General features: G+C 68.5%; 16 protein-coding genes and 1 pseudogene. 7 read left to right on the top strand and 10 right to left on the bottom strand.

The genetic code is table 11. The features are described from left to right. Position 1: 1 nt before the first annotated feature. The 9 genes and pseudogenes from QC385_RS15965 to QC385_RS15925 form a co-directional block, all read right to left on the bottom strand. Positions 2-1,492, bottom strand: a complete 1,491-nt coding sequence (locus tag QC385_RS15965; RefSeq protein WP_279541961.1) for a hypothetical protein — start codon at positions 1,490-1,492, stop codon at positions 2-4. Positions 1,493-1,647: 155 nt separating this feature from the next. Continuing rightward, entirely contained in the window at positions 1,648-1,974 is a 327-nt protein-coding gene (locus QC385_RS15960; protein WP_279541960.1) for a hypothetical protein, read from the bottom strand. A gap of 275 nt (positions 1,975-2,249) precedes the next feature. Beyond that, the gene (locus QC385_RS15955; protein WP_279541959.1) at positions 2,250-3,791 is read right to left on the bottom strand and encodes a DUF2637 domain-containing protein; all 1,542 of its coding nucleotides are present in this window, start codon (positions 3,789-3,791) and stop codon (positions 2,250-2,252) included. A gap of 342 nt (positions 3,792-4,133) precedes the next feature. Then, entirely contained in the window at positions 4,134-4,283 is a 150-nt protein-coding gene (locus tag QC385_RS15950) for a hypothetical protein (RefSeq protein WP_279541958.1), read from the bottom strand. Between the two features lie 259 nt (positions 4,284-4,542). After that, positions 4,543-4,731: pseudogene (locus QC385_RS15945) on the bottom strand (DUF5999 family protein); the annotation flags it as partial. A gap of 156 nt (positions 4,732-4,887) precedes the next feature. After that, entirely contained in the window at positions 4,888-5,208 is a 321-nt protein-coding gene (locus tag QC385_RS15940; protein ID WP_279541957.1) for a WhiB family transcriptional regulator, read from the bottom strand. Positions 5,209-5,381: 173 nt separating this feature from the next. After that, on the bottom strand, positions 5,382-5,885 hold the full coding sequence (locus tag QC385_RS15935; RefSeq protein ID WP_279541956.1) for an ATP-binding protein: 504 nt from the start codon (positions 5,883-5,885) through the stop codon (positions 5,382-5,384). Between the two features lie 339 nt (positions 5,886-6,224). After that, complete coding sequence (locus QC385_RS15930) at positions 6,225-6,665, bottom strand: hypothetical protein (RefSeq protein ID WP_279541955.1); 441 nt, start codon at positions 6,663-6,665, stop codon at positions 6,225-6,227. 14 nt (positions 6,666-6,679) lie between these two features. After that, positions 6,680-7,291, bottom strand: a complete 612-nt coding sequence (locus QC385_RS15925) for a hypothetical protein (RefSeq protein WP_279541954.1) — start codon at positions 7,289-7,291, stop codon at positions 6,680-6,682. A 704-nt stretch (positions 7,292-7,995) separates the two neighbouring features. Here QC385_RS15925 and QC385_RS15920 point away from each other — a divergent pair. The 5 genes from QC385_RS15920 (at position 7,996) to QC385_RS44235 (ending at position 12,258) form a co-directional block, all read left to right on the top strand. Then, positions 7,996-8,751: a GntR family transcriptional regulator gene (locus QC385_RS15920; RefSeq protein ID WP_279541953.1), complete on the top strand. Its 756-nt coding sequence runs from the start codon at positions 7,996-7,998 to the stop codon at positions 8,749-8,751. A 726-nt stretch (positions 8,752-9,477) separates the two neighbouring features. Continuing rightward, positions 9,478-10,077 carry a hypothetical protein gene (locus QC385_RS15915; protein ID WP_279541952.1) on the top strand — a complete coding sequence of 200 codons (600 nt, stop codon included), beginning with the start codon at positions 9,478-9,480 and terminating at the stop codon, positions 10,075-10,077. A 23-nt stretch (positions 10,078-10,100) separates the two neighbouring features. After that, entirely contained in the window at positions 10,101-10,664 is a 564-nt protein-coding gene (locus tag QC385_RS15910) for an isochorismatase family cysteine hydrolase (protein ID WP_279541951.1), read from the top strand. Between the two features lie 68 nt (positions 10,665-10,732). Then, positions 10,733-11,590, top strand: coding sequence for an oxidoreductase (locus tag QC385_RS15905; RefSeq protein WP_443032914.1), 858 nt, complete (start codon positions 10,733-10,735; stop codon positions 11,588-11,590). Continuing rightward, complete coding sequence (locus tag QC385_RS44235; RefSeq protein WP_443032913.1) at positions 11,587-12,258, top strand: GIY-YIG nuclease family protein; 672 nt, start codon at positions 11,587-11,589, stop codon at positions 12,256-12,258. The genes QC385_RS15905 and QC385_RS44235 overlap by 4 nt, the downstream gene beginning before the upstream one ends. A gap of 146 nt (positions 12,259-12,404) precedes the next feature. Here the strand turns inward: QC385_RS44235 and QC385_RS15900 are convergent, their stop codons facing one another. Next, positions 12,405-13,046, bottom strand: a complete 642-nt coding sequence (locus QC385_RS15900; protein WP_279541949.1) for a hypothetical protein — start codon at positions 13,044-13,046, stop codon at positions 12,405-12,407. A gap of 563 nt (positions 13,047-13,609) precedes the next feature. Between QC385_RS15900 and QC385_RS15895 the strand changes: the two genes are divergently transcribed. Both QC385_RS15895 and QC385_RS15890 read left to right on the top strand, forming a co-directional pair. Next, a complete protein-coding gene (locus tag QC385_RS15895; RefSeq protein WP_279541948.1) occupies positions 13,610-16,465 on the top strand; it encodes a hypothetical protein in 2,856 nt (951 codons plus the stop codon). 352 nt (positions 16,466-16,817) lie between these two features. Next, on the top strand, positions 16,818-17,117 hold the full coding sequence (locus QC385_RS15890; RefSeq protein WP_279541947.1) for a hypothetical protein: 300 nt from the start codon (positions 16,818-16,820) through the stop codon (positions 17,115-17,117). Positions 17,118-17,120: the final 3 nt, after the last annotated feature.

Here is a 17,120-nt window from a genome sequence, read left to right as displayed (position 1 = left end):
GTCAGGCTCCCCTCGTCTCGTACACCTCGGTGTGTGCGGAGGCGTCCTCGGAGTCGACCGCGTCGGAGATGTAGAACTCGCGGTCCATGACCGACTCCATGTCCTTGGCCTGGTCCGCGTAGACGCCCTGGCCGGCCTCCAGCAGGGCCTTGGCCTGGACGACCTTCTCGCCCTGCGCCTTCGTGTTCTGCTTCAGCTGATCGAGCTGGCTGTTGATCGTGCCGTAGTCCTCCTTGCAGCGCGTGATCCACGCGAGGAGGCCCTGCCCGGCTCCGCGTGCGGTGAGTTCCGCGATCAGCGAGTCGCCCTTGCCGATCTCCCGCTCGCAGCGCTTGCCGATCCGCTCGTAGGTCGCGAAGTCCTCGTCGCACATGAGGTTGAGCTCATCGCTCTCGTCCATAACGGACTCGTACGTCACCTCTGCTGCCATACGCCCAACTCCTCCACCGGCGGCAGCCGGTTCACTGTCCTTGTTCGGTTCCGGCACGGCCCCTTCGGGCTCCGCCACCGGACTTTCAGGTTCACGAACGGCGCCTTCGGCCCCGGCCGCCGCGCCTTCGGGCTCCGCCACGGCGGGAGCGCGTTCCGTTTCGGCCCGGCCGGTGGGCACTTCGGAACTTTTCGGCTCCGCGGCGCCCTCGGGTTCGGCCTTGGGGTCCGGCTCGGTGCCGGCGCTTTCCGGCTTGGCCTCGGTGTCCGTCCCGGCGTTGTCGTCTGCCGTGGCAGGTTCCGGGGCTGCGGGCGTGGGCGGTTCCAGGGTTTCCGCAGGATCGGACGAGTCCTTGTCGTCCGAGGGGGCCCACTTGTACCACTCCGCCCAGTCCGCCACCCCTCCCCTGGGGGGAGGGGGTGGCTCAGGCCCATCTGCGGCCTCTCCAGGGCCTGTTGAGGCCTCCGGGGTGCTCGGGGAGCCATCGCCACCTGCAGAAGGCTCTGTGGCCCCCTCTGGCGGCTTCTCGGCGCCTTCCGGCTCCTTGGCCTCGGCCGCTTCCTCGGGCCTCTCCAGTGAGACGCCCTTGCGCCCGCCGCCATCGGTGCCCGCCGTCGGAGGCGTCGCCGGCACCGGCGGTACGTCCGGCGGGCGGGTGGGCGGCAGCGGTACGAGCACCGGGGCCGGATCGTCATGGCCGGCGGACTTGCGGCGCTTGCGGTACTCGCGCAGCGCGCCCCGGCCGGTGTCCTCGGCCCAGGCCACGCCTCGTGCGGCCCACCCCCCGGCGCGGCGGCCCACTGGGGTCGCCACACGCTCGATGCGGGTGTGTCCGCGGTAGCCCGAGCGGAACGCCTCAGGGAGCGTGAGCACCGGATCGCGTTCCGAGGCCGGCGGCTCCTTCCACGGCGAGACGCCCGCCTTGCGATCGGCCGGCGCAGCGGCGCCGTGCTTGTCGGCGATCTTCTGCACGGCCTTCTCGTGCCGCGTCCGCTCCTTCAGGATGTCCCGCTGCGCCGGGGACAGTCCGACCTTCGCCTGCTCGCTCTGCGCGCCTGCCATGTACACAAGCCACGCGCACGCGAGAAGCAGGATTTCCATCGCTTCCCCTCACGGTCTGCGACCGGGGAACGTGAACGCGGCCCTCGTGCGCGTACGTACGCGCGTAGGGCCGGGTCTCGTTCATCTTTCCCCGGGGTGAATGAATGGGTGAACGATCACCGTGTGTAACGGTCGGTGATCTTCTGGAGGACGTCGGCGACCTCGCGCCAGGCGCGGTTGGCGACTACCGGATCGACCCTCTGCAGCACGCCGCGAAGGCGATCCATGCGCTTGGTCGCGCCGTCCTTAGAGGACCGCTTGTCCGCCTGTTTGATCTCGTTGGTCCAGTGCGCGGATGCGCGCACCGAGTGGCGGTCGGCGACGCGCTGGAGGGCGTCGGCGACCTCGCGCCAGGCGCGGTTGGCGACCTCCCGATCGACGGTCCGCAGTACGCCGCGGAGCCGATCCAGACGCCTTGTGGCGCCGTCCTTGGGGGATCGCACAGCCGCCCGTTTTACCTCCTTTGTCCAGTAAGCGGATCCACCCATGTTTCCGTGATCCTCCGTTCATTCGCTGGGTCGGGCGGGATGGGCAACGGCCGGGACTGCCACGCAGGCCCGGCCGTTGTTTGTGCTGGTCACCTCCCTGGTCACCTTCCTGACGGGCAGGTTGGGGTGAGAGGGTGGGACCCGGCGCTTCGGCGCCTTCACCGTGTCCCCGAGGTGTTGACGTCATCTCGGGGGCCGGTGGAGCCGTCGAAGGGGCTCGTTTCCGCTGGTCAGGCGGCCTGCTGCTCGTCTCCTTCCTGCTGCTCCTGCTGCTCCTGGAGGTACTCCAGCGCCCGGGTCTTGCGCTCGTGGGCGGTCGTCTGGGAGACGCCCAACTCGCGCACGATCATCGGAAGGGTCACGGCCTTCGGGTCGCCCCCGGCCTCGACGATCATCCGGGCGACCTTGCGGGCGTCCCGCTCCGGCAGCGTGAGCCGGGCTTCCGCCTCGGCCTCGGCCGCGGCCTGGTCGTCTTCGGCCGCGCGGCGGCGGGCTTCGGCGGCCACCTGCAGGTCTTCTGCCGTACGGCGCTCGGCAGCAGCACGCTCGGCTTCCGCTTCGGCGGCCTTCCGCTCGGCTTCGACGGCGTCGCGGGTGGCTTCGGCGGCCCGGTGACGTTCTTCGGCGGCCTCCCGGTCTGCCTTCGCGGCCGCCAGCGCCGCCTCCTTGGCCTCCTGGTCGGCTCGCGCCTCACGAGCCCGCGCCTCAGCCGCCTCAGCCGACTCGAAGGCCTCGGTCTCCTGCTGCAACTGCCGCTGTCGCGCGGCCCACTTGACCTGCTCTTCCTGCCGCTCACGCTCGGCGCGCAGGCGATCGGCCTCGGTCTGGCTCTCCAGCCGCTGAATCTCGGCGTCGGCCTCCGCCCGCTGCACCCGAAGGCGCTCTTCGGATCGCCGAATCTCAAGATCGGCGGCGTTTGCGGCCTCGGCTTCAGCGGCCTTCAACCGGCCCTCGGCGGCAGCCCGCTCGGCCTTGGCGGCGATCTTCGCGGTCTCGATCCGAGACTCCGTTTCGACTTGCCGAAGCTCCGCCTCAGCCGCCCGAAGCGCCCGCGCGTCCTCGGCTTCGCGTTCCCGAAGCTCCGCCTCCTCCTCGCGGCGGCGGGCGGCTTCGGCTTCGCGTGCCGGAATCTCCAGCGCCTCGTCGACCGTGAGCCCGAAACGGGCCATCTTGATCGGAAGGAGCTCATCGGCCGGCGCCTTCCGGCGCCAGCTGCGTCCGTAACGCTTCTTCAGCAGCTGCCGGTAGATCGTGATGCCCTTCAACCGGACCACCACGTCGTCGTACGGCAGGCTCCACAGCTTCATCCGCCGGAAGATCAGCCACGTGGGCAGCGGCGCGAGCAGCCAGCGCGACAGCGGCGGGCTGCCGAGGTCCTGCCCGGCAATCAGTGCGGCCATCCGGCCGATGTAGTGGCGGGCGGCCTCCACCGCAGCAATGAACAGCACCGGGATGACGCCGTGCATCGACGCAGCGAGCGGGTCCGCGGACAGCGGCCCGTCGGGGGCGGCCGCGTTGAACGCGACCGTCGCAGCGGTCAGCCCGTGGGCCAGCCACCGCAGCACCGGCAGCGAGGCCCGCTTCCGCGTCAGGTAGAGGTCCATGGCCAGCAGGACCAGGATCCCGGCGTCGATGCCGATCGGGAACGCATACGAAAACTGGCCGAAGCCCTTGGACTCGGCCAGGTGCCGCAGCGTGTTGTACGAGCCGGTGAACCCGATCGCCGCCAGGATCGCGCCGCCGGTGCCGGCCACGATCGCCAGCGCCCTCATCGTGCGCGGGTCCGACTCGGTCTCGTCCGTCGGCGCGGCCGGGACGACGCGAGTCTCAAGGGTGTCCGGCTGACCGGGCAGCCCTGCGCGGACCGGCGGCTTGTCCAGGTCGACGCGATCGTCGACCTGCGGGGGGCTGGTCATAGCAGCTCCTTGGATACGGAGGAACAAGAACAAGGATCCGGGCCGGGTACGGGGGGATGGTCGTACCGGGCCCGGCAGCAGGAAGGCCGGCCTCCCACGGGGGAGGCCGGCCGTGGAGCGGGGGACCGGGGGAAGTCCCTGCAGCTCCCTGCCACCCCCGCCCATGTGGCCAGGCGGGGACGACAGGCAACCCAGGGGTCAGTCAGTGCTGGTAGTCCGGGGATGCTCAGCGGACCCGTCGTCGCCGAAAAACTGCCGGAAGAACGGCAGCTTCGGGTTGGCGGCCAGGACCATCGCGACGCCGACAGCCAGCACGAGGGCGAGCACGAAGGTGAGCAGGATCGGCATGGCAGAAGCCCTTCCGTGGTCGGATCTTCGGGGAGTGGCGATCAGAGCAGGGCCGCCCAGGTGCGAGCGTCTTCGTCGATCTCGTCGTCGGTGACCGCAAGGTTCACCGCGGCCGCCCTGAGGTTCACGCAGAGCTGGAGGAAGTCCTCGGGCGGCTCGACCTCGTCGCGGCCGCGCTGGTCTTCCCGCTGCCGGACGTGCCGCCAATGAGCACGCTGGTGTCCGTGAAGCGGATGGAGAGAGGAGCGGGCGTGTCCGTGGGCCGGTGCGGCGCGATGACCCGGCCGTCGGGCAGCAGTTCGCCGGTGTCCTCGAAGACAACAGACCCGTTGCACAGCAGGCTCCATCCCTGCTCCGGGTGGCTGGCGATGACGCGGGCGGCCTCGCGGTCGGGGCTGCCAGCGGTCGGGCAGAGCGGCGTGTGGTTGCACGGGGTGTTCGCGACCATCGGGGATCTCCCTGAGGGTTTCGGAGGGGTGTGGGTCCGGGAGCGGCCGCACCAAGTTCTGGCACGGCCTGGTCCCTGCGTTCTCCGCCGCCACCGGGCCGGCGAGGGCTGGTCCGGTGGCGCCCGGGCAGCGCAGGGCTGCAGGTGGCGGGACGGTCAGGCGCTGGCCTGGCGGGCGCGGTTGCGGGCAGCGCGACGCTTCATGGCGCGGCGCTCGTCCTCGCTCAGCCCACCCCACACGCCCGAGTCCTCGCCGGACTCCAGGGCCCACTGGAGGCAGCGCTCCATGACCGGGCAGCGACGGCAGACCGCTTTGGCCTCCTCGATCTGCAGCAGCGAAGGCCCTGTGTTGCCGATCGGAAAGAACAACTCGGGGTCTTCCTCGCGGCAGACCGCGTTGTGCCGCCAGTCGACGCCGGCCTCGGAGACGGGCAGGTGGACAGCGGACAGACCGACGAGGTCCTGGACGTTCTTCATGGAGCCCTCCGTTGAAATCGCAGACTCAGGCAGCCCCAGGAACGTGGAGTCCCTGGGGCTGTTGGGGGGATGGGGAGCGGGCGGGCGGTGATCTCCGGCGCCGTCGGACGCGAGGGGGCTGCGCCCGAAGGAGCTGACCTTCCTCTCGCCCGCCCTCCCGTACGGCGGCGGTGCTACTCAGCTCGGCTGACGAGGCACCTGATCATCTTTGTGAAGGACGGCTCCGTCGACGGCTCGACGGACCAGCGGTCGGTCAGCGCGTCGAGGATGCCCAGGCCCCGGCCCGACTCCGCCTCGGCACTGTCCAGCGCGGCCTCACCGCGGTTCGGCTGGCCCGGGACGGTGTCGTGGACGATCACCTCGATGCCCGGCTGAGCGGCGTGCACCTCCACGACCAGCGGAACCGCCTCGCGCGAGTCGCTCGCCCGAACCGCGTTGCCCATCAGCTCGGACACCACCAGCTCGGCGGACTCGGCAAGGTCGGTGCCGTGCATCGACCGCACCCTCCGGGTCAGCGCGCGAACACCGCTCACGGCCTCACGGGACGCCGTCAGATCGGCACGGAAGCCTCGCTCGTACTCATGCACCACCAGATCCGGCACCGGATCGGTGGGACAGGGCCTCGCGTCCACGGCCACGGCGTGCAGGGTCCCAGTGCCGTAGACGGTGGCGGTCACCGCCTCCCACCCCTCTGGTCGTTCTCCCTGGCGCGGCGCAGCGCCTCGTCCTCCTGGCTCGGGTTCCCGTCCCCCTGCGCATTGATCGGCTCGCGGGATGTCATCATGTTCTGCAACAAGGTCGTGTTCCTCTCGCGATGAACGACAAGCGACCGACAACGGCCCCGGGATGCACCCCGGGGCCGTTCCCGTTGTTCGGTTTTGGGCTGGGTTGGCCTTCCCTGGCGGAGGCCAACCCAGCAGGGCTGCTGACCTGGAGAGATCCTGCTGCCCCCTGCCATCGCCGCTCGTCGTGCGGGCGGCGATCACAGGTAACGCAGGTCGCACGGTGTGCGGAGATCAGACGAGGAGGCTCTCGCGGCGCCGGTAACGGTCCAGCGCCTGCCCGAAGTGGTACAGGATCGGTTCACCCGCCTCGCAGTACTGCTCGTTCTGGCAGGCCGCGCAGGAATCCACGTGCGTGCCGGCGACCCGGATGCAGTCCAAGTAGTCGAGGACCACCTGCTCCTCGACCGTCGGACCAGCCGTCGGGGTCAGCTCCAGCCGCGTGACCGTGAGGTCCTCGCCGGCCAGGTACTTGAGGGTCTCCTTGACGAGCCGCTCGGCCAGGGCACCCTTCTCCACCGGTTCCTTGATCGTGAGCTTGCCGGTCGCCCTACGGTGGGTGGTCCATTCAGAGTCCCTGGCCATGGAGCCCGGGAGCTTGAACAGGTCCTTCATCGGGGTCGGGAAGCTGACGCCGAAATCGAAGTCGTACGTGCCGGGTTCAACAATTTCCATGAAGCCCCTTCGGGTCAGAGCGAAACGTGGACCGGTTCCAGCGGGACGCTGGTGTGATTGTTCGGAAAGTCGGTGCCCACCGGGCGCTGCGCACGCTCACGGTCAGTACGCCGGACGGCGGACCCCACACGACGCCAGTCCGACGCCCGCCTGCGGGCGTGGCGACGGTCGCGGCCGCGCTCCCAGCTCTGCTCTTCCTGCTGCTCGCGGATCTGCTTCCGGGTCACGTCCTCGCGGGTCTGCTCCGTCCACGCTTTCCGCTCGGCCAACTCGTAGCCCAGCGGGCAGAACTGGCCCCGCCGACAGTCGTCGCAACCGACACGGTGACGGACGACCGCACGCAGAGCACGCTCCAGCGCCGCCAACCCCGCCCGGCCCGCCTCCCGTTGAGCCAGAACCACGGGCATCCGGCACTTCTTGCCACCAGAGCAGACCTTGCAGTCGACCTGGTGACGGGCGATCGCCTGCCGCGCACGCTCAAGCGGCGACGACTGGACGGTGCGAAACATGCGGTGGACCGGCTGCCCCGCAGGCGGGGCCGGCTTGCTGAACTGCTGCTTACTCCGCCGCGCACCAGCCTCAAGGTCACCCTCGACCAAGGCGGCACCCCACTCCTCGACGGTCATGTCGAAGACGAAGCGCCGCGCGCTTCCCGAGCACCGCTTCCCGGGCTCCGGGTAGTGCGGAGTCAGGACGCTACGGCGCACGGAGTGCCAGCACTCGCACTCCGGGCAGACGAGTAACCGAATCTCACCTTCGCGAAGGCTGACGTGCTGGGGCCGGAAGTCGCTGAGCCTGTACGGGGGGAGCTTGCTGACACGCAAGACGGGCTCCTTGACGCGGGGGAGGACTTGGGCTGCGTTCCCTGCCAACCAGGAGTTGCACAGCGAAAATCCGCTGGCCAGATCGTGGATGACAGGCAGCGCAACTGCTGTCTGGGCTGCCCTGCCCGCCTCGCTGGGGGACATCGTGTCGGCCTTCTGGCCGGTCACCCCAGCGCCGCATGTAAGCGATGGCGAGCAGGCTGCGCTATGTGGTTGGTCGTAATCGGGATAGGGACTCGCGTCCGTTCCCTACCGGCCCCGCCTACGGCGGCTCCGGGTGGAGGTCCGGCCACGAGACGGCGCCAACTCAGCGCGCCTAGGCGGGAGTCCGATCCTCCGCACTTCGATATCGAAGCTGCTTCCAGTAGAGGCTATGCTCACTATCGAAGTCAAGAGCTTCGATATCGAAATATGCCCAACGGGTCACAGATCAGCGGCCAGGGCCGCCCACGACGCCGGCGCTGGACATCGAGGCGCCTAGGATCGCTAGCGAGGTGAGGAGTCGTATGGCGGATGAATCGGGCGACGAGCAGCCCAAGTACCTGCAGATCGCTGACGCCCTGAAGGCGGCGATCGAGCTGGGCACATATGGCCCTGGGGCCCGATTGCCGGGGGAGAACGTCCTCGCGCCGCAGTACGGCGTGTCCCCAATGACCGCCCGACGAGCACTCCGGATGCTCACGAGCCAAGGACTCGCCGAGTCTCGGAAGGGGGCTGGCTTCTTCGTTCAGGCCTTCCAGCCCATCCGACGACGAGGCATTCAACGCCTGGCTCGCGATCAGTGGGGGAGCGGCAAATCCATCTGGGCCGCCGACGAGAACCGCCCGTTGGACGTCGACCAAGTAACCGTCGAGGAACTCATCCCACCGGCTCACATCCAGCGCATGCTGGAGCTGGGAGAGGGAGAAACCGCCTGCGCACGGTCGCGGCGCTACATGCTGGACAGGCGTCCGGCCATGGTCGCGACGTCGTACCTGCCGTACGCCCTTGTGGCAGGGTCGGCGATTACGCAGGCGGACACCGGGCCGGGCGGGGTGTACGCGCGACTTGCCGATCTTGGGCACACACCCGTGCACTTCCGCGAGGAGATTCGAGGCCTCTTGCCTACAAGCAAAGAGGCAGCCGCCCTGGAAATGTCCCTCGAACGTCCCGTCCTCAAGATCTGCAGGACGGCGTTCGCCGCGGATCGACGTGTGGTCGAGGTCAACGAGATGACACTCGACTCGGCTTCGTACGTCCTCGACTACGAGTTCGACGCCTGACGACATGGGTGCTACCGACCGATCGCTGAATGGCTGGTTCCGTCGCCAACCAGCTTCCGGTGCATGGACCGTGAGCGAGATGCCCCTGCGTAGCAGTGGTGTGGACTTAGCGTGGCAATACGGCTTCTGCTGCCTCGCCAAGGGCCTGTCTGGGGGTGTGTAGTGATCGCTGTGGATCGGTGGACAGGTGAAGAGGGGCTGCTGCTGCGGTCGGTGAAACGCCAGTCCGTCCGCGATTTCGCCGACGACCTCGGCATCAGTCCCCGGACGGTCTCTCACTGGCGGGAGGATCCAACTCGAGAGTGCCGTCCCCATATGGCACAGATTCTCGATGCAGCGCTTGCCCGGTGCACGCCGGAGGAGCAGGAAGCGTTTCGCTTCCGGCTGGCGGCGCAGCGGGGAGAACCCATTAGTGCCTCAGGAGTCGAGGTAGCCCAGCCAGCTCCGTGCACCGTTGTCTCGTACAAGTTTCTGCCGGTGTACCTGGGGGATCGACTCGGCTCTCTCTACGCTGCGGGTGCGCCCCGGCCGTCGGGCCCTGGAGGTCTCGATCAGCGGGTTCTGCCCGGTGAGCATCGGACGGCACACGGTTCCACAATCCACGTCTTCGCATGTGGGATCGCGTTGGTGCTCCTGGAAGAGCATCGACGCGTTGCCTCTCTTACTGAGTTGGCGGTGTGGCGTTACCGGTCTTACCTGACGGATCGGGCCTGGGCAGGTCAGCGCTTGACGCGCATGTTGGAGGAGTGCACCCCTGGAGCCGTTGATCCGTCACCGGATCCGGAGTACGTCCTGTCCGTTTACGAGTTGCGTGATCACTCGTGGACGAAAGCAGGGCTCGATCCCGCCTTGCAGTTGCTGACGACACCGTCGGTCCTGGTCAACCGCCAGGACCCGCAGAACATCAGGCCGCTTGGATCGGGTGTTGAAGACGCCAAGTTCCGCGACGGCTGGGAGCACCCGGAAGCGGTGGCGTTCGACGGCGGTGCTTCGCGGGGAGTGGCCGGCTGGTCTGGGGTTTCCTATCACCCGGAGCCGGATGAACGTGCCCTGACCACGAGCCAAATCGTTGCCCTGGAGCTGGACGTCCAGGCCCTGTGGGCGCTGTCGTCGCACATCTTGCGCGTGATCGAGGAAGGCCATGACCCGGTGATGCCCCCGGCGTACGGGTGGCGCTTCCTGCGCGGCGCATACGTACGGCTGACCACCGCCCGGCCGACGGAGACCGCCCAGCATCGGGTTATGCGCGAGGCGATCCTGGCCACGAGTGAACTCCCTGATCGGCTGCGAGCCGCCCAGGATGCACTACGAGACAGCAACCCATAACAAACATATGAGAGGCGGACTGGGTGGAACCTCGTTCGACAGCGCTGCTGGTCATCGACGTCCAGCAGGGCTTCGTCAACCGGCACAGCCGTGGCGTTCTCCCCGCGATCGTGCAGCTCGTTGAGGGCTGGCGCGCGGCTGGCGCACCCGTGGTGTTCACCCGGTTCCACAACACACCAGGTTCTCCGTACGAGACGATCACCGGATGGACTCGGCTGCGCTCTCCCGAGGAGCAGGCTCTCGCCACCGAGCTCGTCCCGTTCGCCGATGCCGCGGCCGCCGTCATCCACAAGGACCAGGCATCCGCTTTCACGCCCGAGGGCGCCCAGCTCATTCGGGACGCGGGATGGACCGACCTGGTGCTGTGCGGCATCGACACGGACGCGTGCGTGTACGACTCAGCCCGAGACGCCTACCACCATGGGTTCCGTCCGTGGATCGTCACTGATGCCTGCGCCTCGTCCGGAGGGCCCCAGTACCACGACGCAGCCCTGCTAATGGCAGCCCGAAACATCGGCCCAGATCACCTGGTCACCAGTGACGTCGTCCTGTCACGAATCCACGAAGCACCGGAGGCGCAGTCGTGAATACACGGTCATGCGATACCGATGTTCTCGTGGTCGGCGCCGGCCCGGCCGGGGTAGCAGCCGCGGTCATGGCGGCCAGCCTCAACCTGCGGACCATGGTCGTGGAAGTTGGCCCGGTGGGCGGCAAGCTGCACAGGATCGGAGCCCTGGAAAACGTCCTGGGCAGCTGGTCGACCGGTCCCCAGCTGGCCGAGGCCCTGTCTGCGGACCTTGAACGTCTGGAGAAGGCCGGGCGATGCACGGTCTTTCAGAGCCTTGCATCGAGGGTTAGTGGACACGACGACCGGGCCGAACTCGCCCTCGACGACGGCCGCGTGCTCACTGCCGAGTTCATCGTGGTCGCCACGGGTGTGACCGACTTGGCTCCGGCCGACGCGGAGTGGATAACCGCTTCCGCCGAGTTCTCCGCTGCACCGCTCTGGCGAGCCACTCCGCAGGACCTCACCGGGCGAACGTACGTCCTCGGTGCTGATCGTCCGCTCGGAACCTGGCTGCGCGCTCACCCGAATGTGAGGACGACACTGCACGTGCTGTGCCCACCGGCCGACGCATACAAAGCGGCCGAAGTCGAGGCCGACAGTCGCGTACGGCTCGTTCCCATCTCGCACGCCGCGATTACCAAGCCCACGTACGGCGGCGGTTGGACGGTCGAGGTGGAAGGCCACGATGGGACCAAGACCATCTACGCTGCCACGTCGGTTCTCAACAACCTCGGCAACAAGCCAGCGGCTGTGGCTGGGCTCGTGTCTGGCGAGGACGGCTACTGCCCAGCCGACAAGCAGCACCGCCGCATCCGGATCGCTGGCGACCTCCGGGCTGCCCGCTACCAGCGCATTGCCACCGCGCAAGGATCGGGAGCCGAGGCCGTGTTGGCCTACTACTACGGCACCACGCTGTCCGGTGGAAGCGGGAGTCTGCGTGAGTGACCTGCGTCCCCTTCTCGAGATTGCCGGTTCCGCAGTTGGCCGAGCTGCCATTGGGAGGAATTGTGGGTTTTAAAGGCGAAGCACTCGACTTGGTGCAGGGTTTGAGCCCCTGTATCGCCGAGGGCGATGACCGGGTATCGCAAAGCGTGTATGTGATCGGTGCGCCGCGCAGCCTGACGGTAAAGATCGGCTTTACGAATGACCTCGCTCGTCGGCGGCGCGAGATCCAGTACATGTGTCCCGTCGAGGTCCAGGTCCTGTGGAGCTGTCCTGGAGGGCCGGCACTAGAGCAAGCGTTGCACGATCGCTTCACTGAGCTCCGCTCGCACGGAGAGTGGTTCACCTTCGAAGCAGATCCGGTAGAAACCGTGCGTCGGGCAATCGAGAGCGGCCAGGTGCGGAGGCCGCATGCAGCACCTTCAGGTGCACGGCAGGCAGTTCAGCAGCCTCCGCCAGTCGATCTCGACCGCGTGGCTCACGGGTCTCTCTGGAGGACCTACGGCGCGTCTCAGTTCACCGTCGCCGATGCAGCGGAACGGCTCGGATACGGCCCTGCAACACTCCTTGAGCGCCTAGTTGCTTTGGTTGGGAAGGGACATGCGCGCCGACGACAACCGATTCGAACCGACCCCACTCGTCAGCTCTTCACTGTTCGGCCCTGCCTCTGATGACAGTGTCACGAACAGCGAAGACTTCTGGGAATCCCAGCCAAGCTACTGCGCCGTGGCCGACTCGGTACTCCTACCACACAAAGCTGCCTGGCGGAATGGGGTCCAACGACGCTCCCGAAGCGCTGGGCACCACGACGCTGCCATCAGCTCGATCGAGTAGCGAACGGGGCCACCAGATGACCCGGGGCAGTCCGGCACAGCTCCGGCTCCTGGCCGTCGTGCGCAGCAGGCCGGAGGGCGTCCAGGGCGGCCTGGAGCGTGCGCGAGTCACGGTTCCACCGTTTGGGCGCAATGAGCTTGAGCCGCGGTGCATCGGCCGGGGGCATGACCTGGCTCTTGCAGTCGATGACTGGGATGAGGCCGAGGTTGTGCGTGAAGAGCAGCACGGGCTTCTGCGCGACCACCGAGCGGAGTTCGAGACGGGCAACGGGTCCGAGGACGTGGACGCGGCTACCGAGTCGCTTCGATCGTCCGATGACGACCAGGCCGTCGAGCCGGCCTGCGAGCGTGTCCCAGTCGTAGGAGGATCCCTCGAAAGCGGAGCGGTAGTGGAGAAGTTCGACCCCGTCGGGGAGGTCTTCGGCGATGCGGTTGAGCAAGCGCTGCCAGCTCGAGTCGTTGGCCGTCTTGGGGGCGGCGCTGACGTAGACACGGACCGGCGTACCGGGGCAGCGCTCTGTGGCGATGCGGTTCATGGCCGCGGTGTAGCGGCGCTGCTGATCATGGCGAGCGAAGGTCTCCACGTCGAGGGGATCGTCATACCTGGGCTTCTGCGTCGCGTGCATACCACTCATCATGCCCGGACGGTGCCTGCGGTGTGGAGCGGGGCAGATGATGCGGTGATTCTGGCGCTCCGTCAGGAGCCTCTCACCTATTGGCGACACGACAGGTACCGGGGTGTCGTTGTGGGATCTCAGAGGGGTACCGTGTCCCTGAATAAGATCGACATAGACATGGTTAAGCCCCGCGAGGTGGAGCTCCGGGGCACGGCCGCAGACCTATCCAGGGAAGGTCTCGACGCGATGAAGGGTACCCGTACCCTCCGACAGACACACACCAAGGCACCCGCCGTGGCAGCGATGGCTCGTACGTCGCTCCGGCTGAGTGCCTTCTTTGCCTTCCCGCGCCAATCCGGCTGCGGGCGTACCTCTGCCCCGGAGGGGGGCGAGATGGAGTAGTTGCGATGGGCGGCGCCCGCTGAGCGGGTCTTCCAGCCGCCGGGACGCCCGGCCACCCAGGTGATTAGCGGTCACCTCGGCTACGGCGTCCCATCTGCCACCGGGTGGGCTTAGCGGGCCCTCCCGAAGGACCTGTCCTTCCGGTTAGCAGCCGGTCGAACAGTTCGATCTTGGTTCTGGCGAACCAGCGCCAAAGGCGCCTTTTTCATGCCCTCCTCCCTGAAGAAGAGAGGCACGACTATGTTGCAGCATCACGCTGCCCTTTGTCAGCCCATCCATGCCCGGATGGCGCATTTTGCGTCGTATTCCCGGTCACACTTTCCCCATTACTCGGCCGCTCCGCCATGCGAGCGGATCAGGACGGCGTCCCGTGCGCGGTTCTCCGGGATGTCGACGTGAGCGCCATTGCGGCGTCGGCAGGGCTGCCGGCGGCGTTCGTCGACGATGCCGTGGTCGACGCCTCGAGGCTTCCCGTGCGGCGGGATGGTCTGCGGTCGTTGCCGGGTGGGGGCCAGCCGGGCGACGGGAGCCTGGATGACGCGCTGCGGCTGGGTCGGGGTATGCGGCTGCGGTTGCTGGCTGCGATCCGGGCGCTGTTGGCGGATCCTTCTCTGGCTGGGCTCGGGGACGCTGCGCGGTTGGCGGCGGTGGTGTTGTACGCGAAGTCGCGGGCGCCGGAGGGCCGGAAGGACGACCTGCAGTCGTACATCTGGGGTCCGGAGCTGGGCCGGTGGCTGGGCATGTCGGAGTCGACGGTCCATCACGACGTGCTGCCTGTATTGCGGGAGGCCGATGCTCTGCACACCCGGATGGTCACGAACGATGAGGGGCACCCGGTCGGGCTGGACTGCCTGGTCATGCCGCTGTGGCGGGCGCACCAGGGCGGGGGAGCGGCGCATCCGCTGGCGCTGTCGAAGGTGGAGCTGTCGGTGCTGCTGCGCCTGCTGGAGGCGCTGTTCGGTCCCGGTTGGGCGCCGGAGGGCAAGGAGCCGACGCCGCCGGGGCTTCTGGCCGACCGTACGGGCAAGGGGGCGGCGACCGACCGGCTCGGGCTGCTGTTGATGGTGTTGAACACGCGGGCGTCGGGCTGGCTGCAGCTGTGCGGCGGCTCGGTGCGGAAGAAGGAGGGGCGTGGGGCGGCGATGCTGGCCCGGCTGCTGGGCTGCTCGCCGTCGGGGGCGCGGAAGGTGCTGGCCAGGTTGACGAAGGCCGGTGTGGTCTCCCGGGGGCGGAAGGCGACGGTGACGCGGATGCGAGGCCGTGGCCGGGTCATGCTGCTGCCGGTCGCTCGTGCGTACGGCCGTGTTCTGGCCCCTGTGGAGGCTGTCCAGGGCTCTGGTTCGGTGTTTTCGCAGCGTCCCGATGATGCAGTCGGAGATCATGCTCCCAGCCAGGATGCCGACTCCCTTGGGACGTCTGGGGTTTGTGGTGTTGAGACGGCCGTGGAGTCGGAGGATCGGGAGCGTCCCGATGGTGCAGAGTTCCACGCAGACCACGCTTCTGGCGTTACTTCCGTCTCTTCTCCGCAGCTCTCTGGTGGTTTTTCCGGCGAAGGCCGTGGGGGTGAGGGCCGTCGGCCGGAGCGCGTGTGCGCGCGCGAGGACCAGGCCGTCGACAGCGAATACGTCGCTGCTGAGCCTGCGTCCCCGGTGGCGGAGGTCGACCCGCTCCGCGGGGAAAAGCCTGGCAAGTCCGCAGTCGATGAGCAGGGTGGACAGCGTGCAGCCGGAATCGAGGCTGGTAGCCGACCGAAGGCCGTGTGTGGTGGAAAGAGGCGGCAGCAGGGGAGGGTGGACCTTCCCGAGGATCTTGGTCTGCGGGTAGCGCTGGGGCCGGTCGCGTGGCTGTGGGCGGGGCTGAACCGCTGGCAGCAGGACCAGGTCGTGGAGGCCGTGAACGCTGAGCTGGAGCGGCTGAAGAACCTGCTGATGCAGCCGGAAGGCGCGCCGCGGCTGCTGGCCGACCGGCTCTCCGACCGGCTGGAGGAGACCGGTGGCGAGGCCCGGGTGAGGAGCCCGTTCGGCTGGATCACCCGGCGGGGCCTGGTTCAGCGGCCGGCCTGCTCGGACATGCGCTGCGACGACGGGATCCGGCTGGACACCGGCGGCGACTGCGCAAACTGCGGCAACGTGATCCACATCCGCCGTGCCCGCCGCGTGCGGATCGCGGCCGACATCGACCGGGAGCTGCCCGGCATCGGCCAGGCGGAGCGTCGCCAGGTCCTCGAGGACCGGCTGCGTGAGCACGCCGCAGCGGAGGCGGAGGACTTCGTGGGGCGCCGTGAGCAGGCGCTGGCGGAGCAGGCACGGCGGGATGAGGCCCATGCGGCTGCCCGGAAGCGGGCGGAGCGCGAGCGCCAGGAGGCGGCGGCCGCCGACGCGGTGCGGCAGGCGCTGCCGTGCGAGGACTGCGGGCAGCAGCGGTCGGCCGGGCTGTGCGAGACGTGCGGTCTCCGGCGCCGGACCGAGGCGGCGATCACCGAGGCCGGTCTGGTCGCGGCGACCTGGGCGGCCGACCTGGACGACGCCGCCGACGTCGCTGCGGTGGCCGCCCACGTGCGCGCGACGCTGGAAGCCGACATCGAGGCCACCCACCAGCAGTTCCTGGAGTTGATGGAGCCGGGCGAGCTGGAGGCGAACCCGGTCGCGGCGGCGTCCGTGCTGGCCTTCAACGCCCTCCAGGTCGTGCAGCAGGCCCTCCCGGAGTACCGCAGCAGCGCCCTCGGGCGGCTGGGCCGCACTCCGGAGGCCGAGGAGGAGGCCCGCCGGGCGTACAAGACCGAGCAGAACCGCAGGTGGTTCCGCGCGAACCCGAACGGTGCGGACGCGGTCGCCGCCGCGACGAAGGCCGCCGCCGCTGCCCGGGAACGCACTGCCGAGTACCTGCTCACGGTGCGGCTGGAGCAGCTGCGCGAGCGGATGGCGGAGCGCACCGAGACTGCCGTTCCCGCGCCGTGGTCGGCCCGGCTGACCGAGTTGGCCGCGCGGCCGCTGGACGGCGAGACGGCCGGGGCGGTGATCGCGTGACCGGCGAGGTGAGGACTTGGACGCGGTCGGCGAGCGTCATGCGGGGCACGGCGGAGCGAAGTTACGGTGGGTCCACCGGCTTTCAGGTCACAGCTTGCCGGCGTGTGTTCTGTCGGAGGCGCAAGGTTGCCGCCTCTCCGAGGCCACAAAGGAGGCATCGCGGGGTGGGACGCAAGAAGGCACGGCGGAAGAACCGTTCACACGGCGGGACGCGCTCAGAGCAGGTCATCGAGGTCTACATGAGCGCCGTCCAGCAGGCAGTGTTGGTCAGCAATCAGATTGAGCGGCTGCAGTCCGACACGGTCATGGCGATCGTCGACCAGCTCACCCCTACAGCAATGGGGGACTGGCGGTGTACGGCGACTTCATCGACCGTGAGCGTCTGTCGCGCATCGCCGCGGAGTATGGCATGGGCTATGCCAGGTTTGTCCTGCTCACAGCCCTGTTCTTCGCTCAAGATCACGGTGGGTATCCCGCCCAGGCCAGGATGATTCACGACATCGCCGGAAGTCCCCGATTTCCCGGCGAACCTCCGCAGCTCTCATCCGACCTGGACAAGCTGGTGGACAGCACTAAGGACCCCGAGGGCGCTGGTCTTGCCGAAGTGTTCATTCCACAGATCGGTGCTGCGTTCCGCGCAGGACAGGCCTGACGC

The organism is Streptomyces sp. DH10 (assembly GCF_029813805.1).
GTDB lineage: Bacteria > Actinomycetota > Actinomycetes > Streptomycetales > Streptomycetaceae > Streptomyces > Streptomyces coeruleofuscus.
This window is presented reverse-complemented; position numbering and strand designations above follow the sequence as displayed.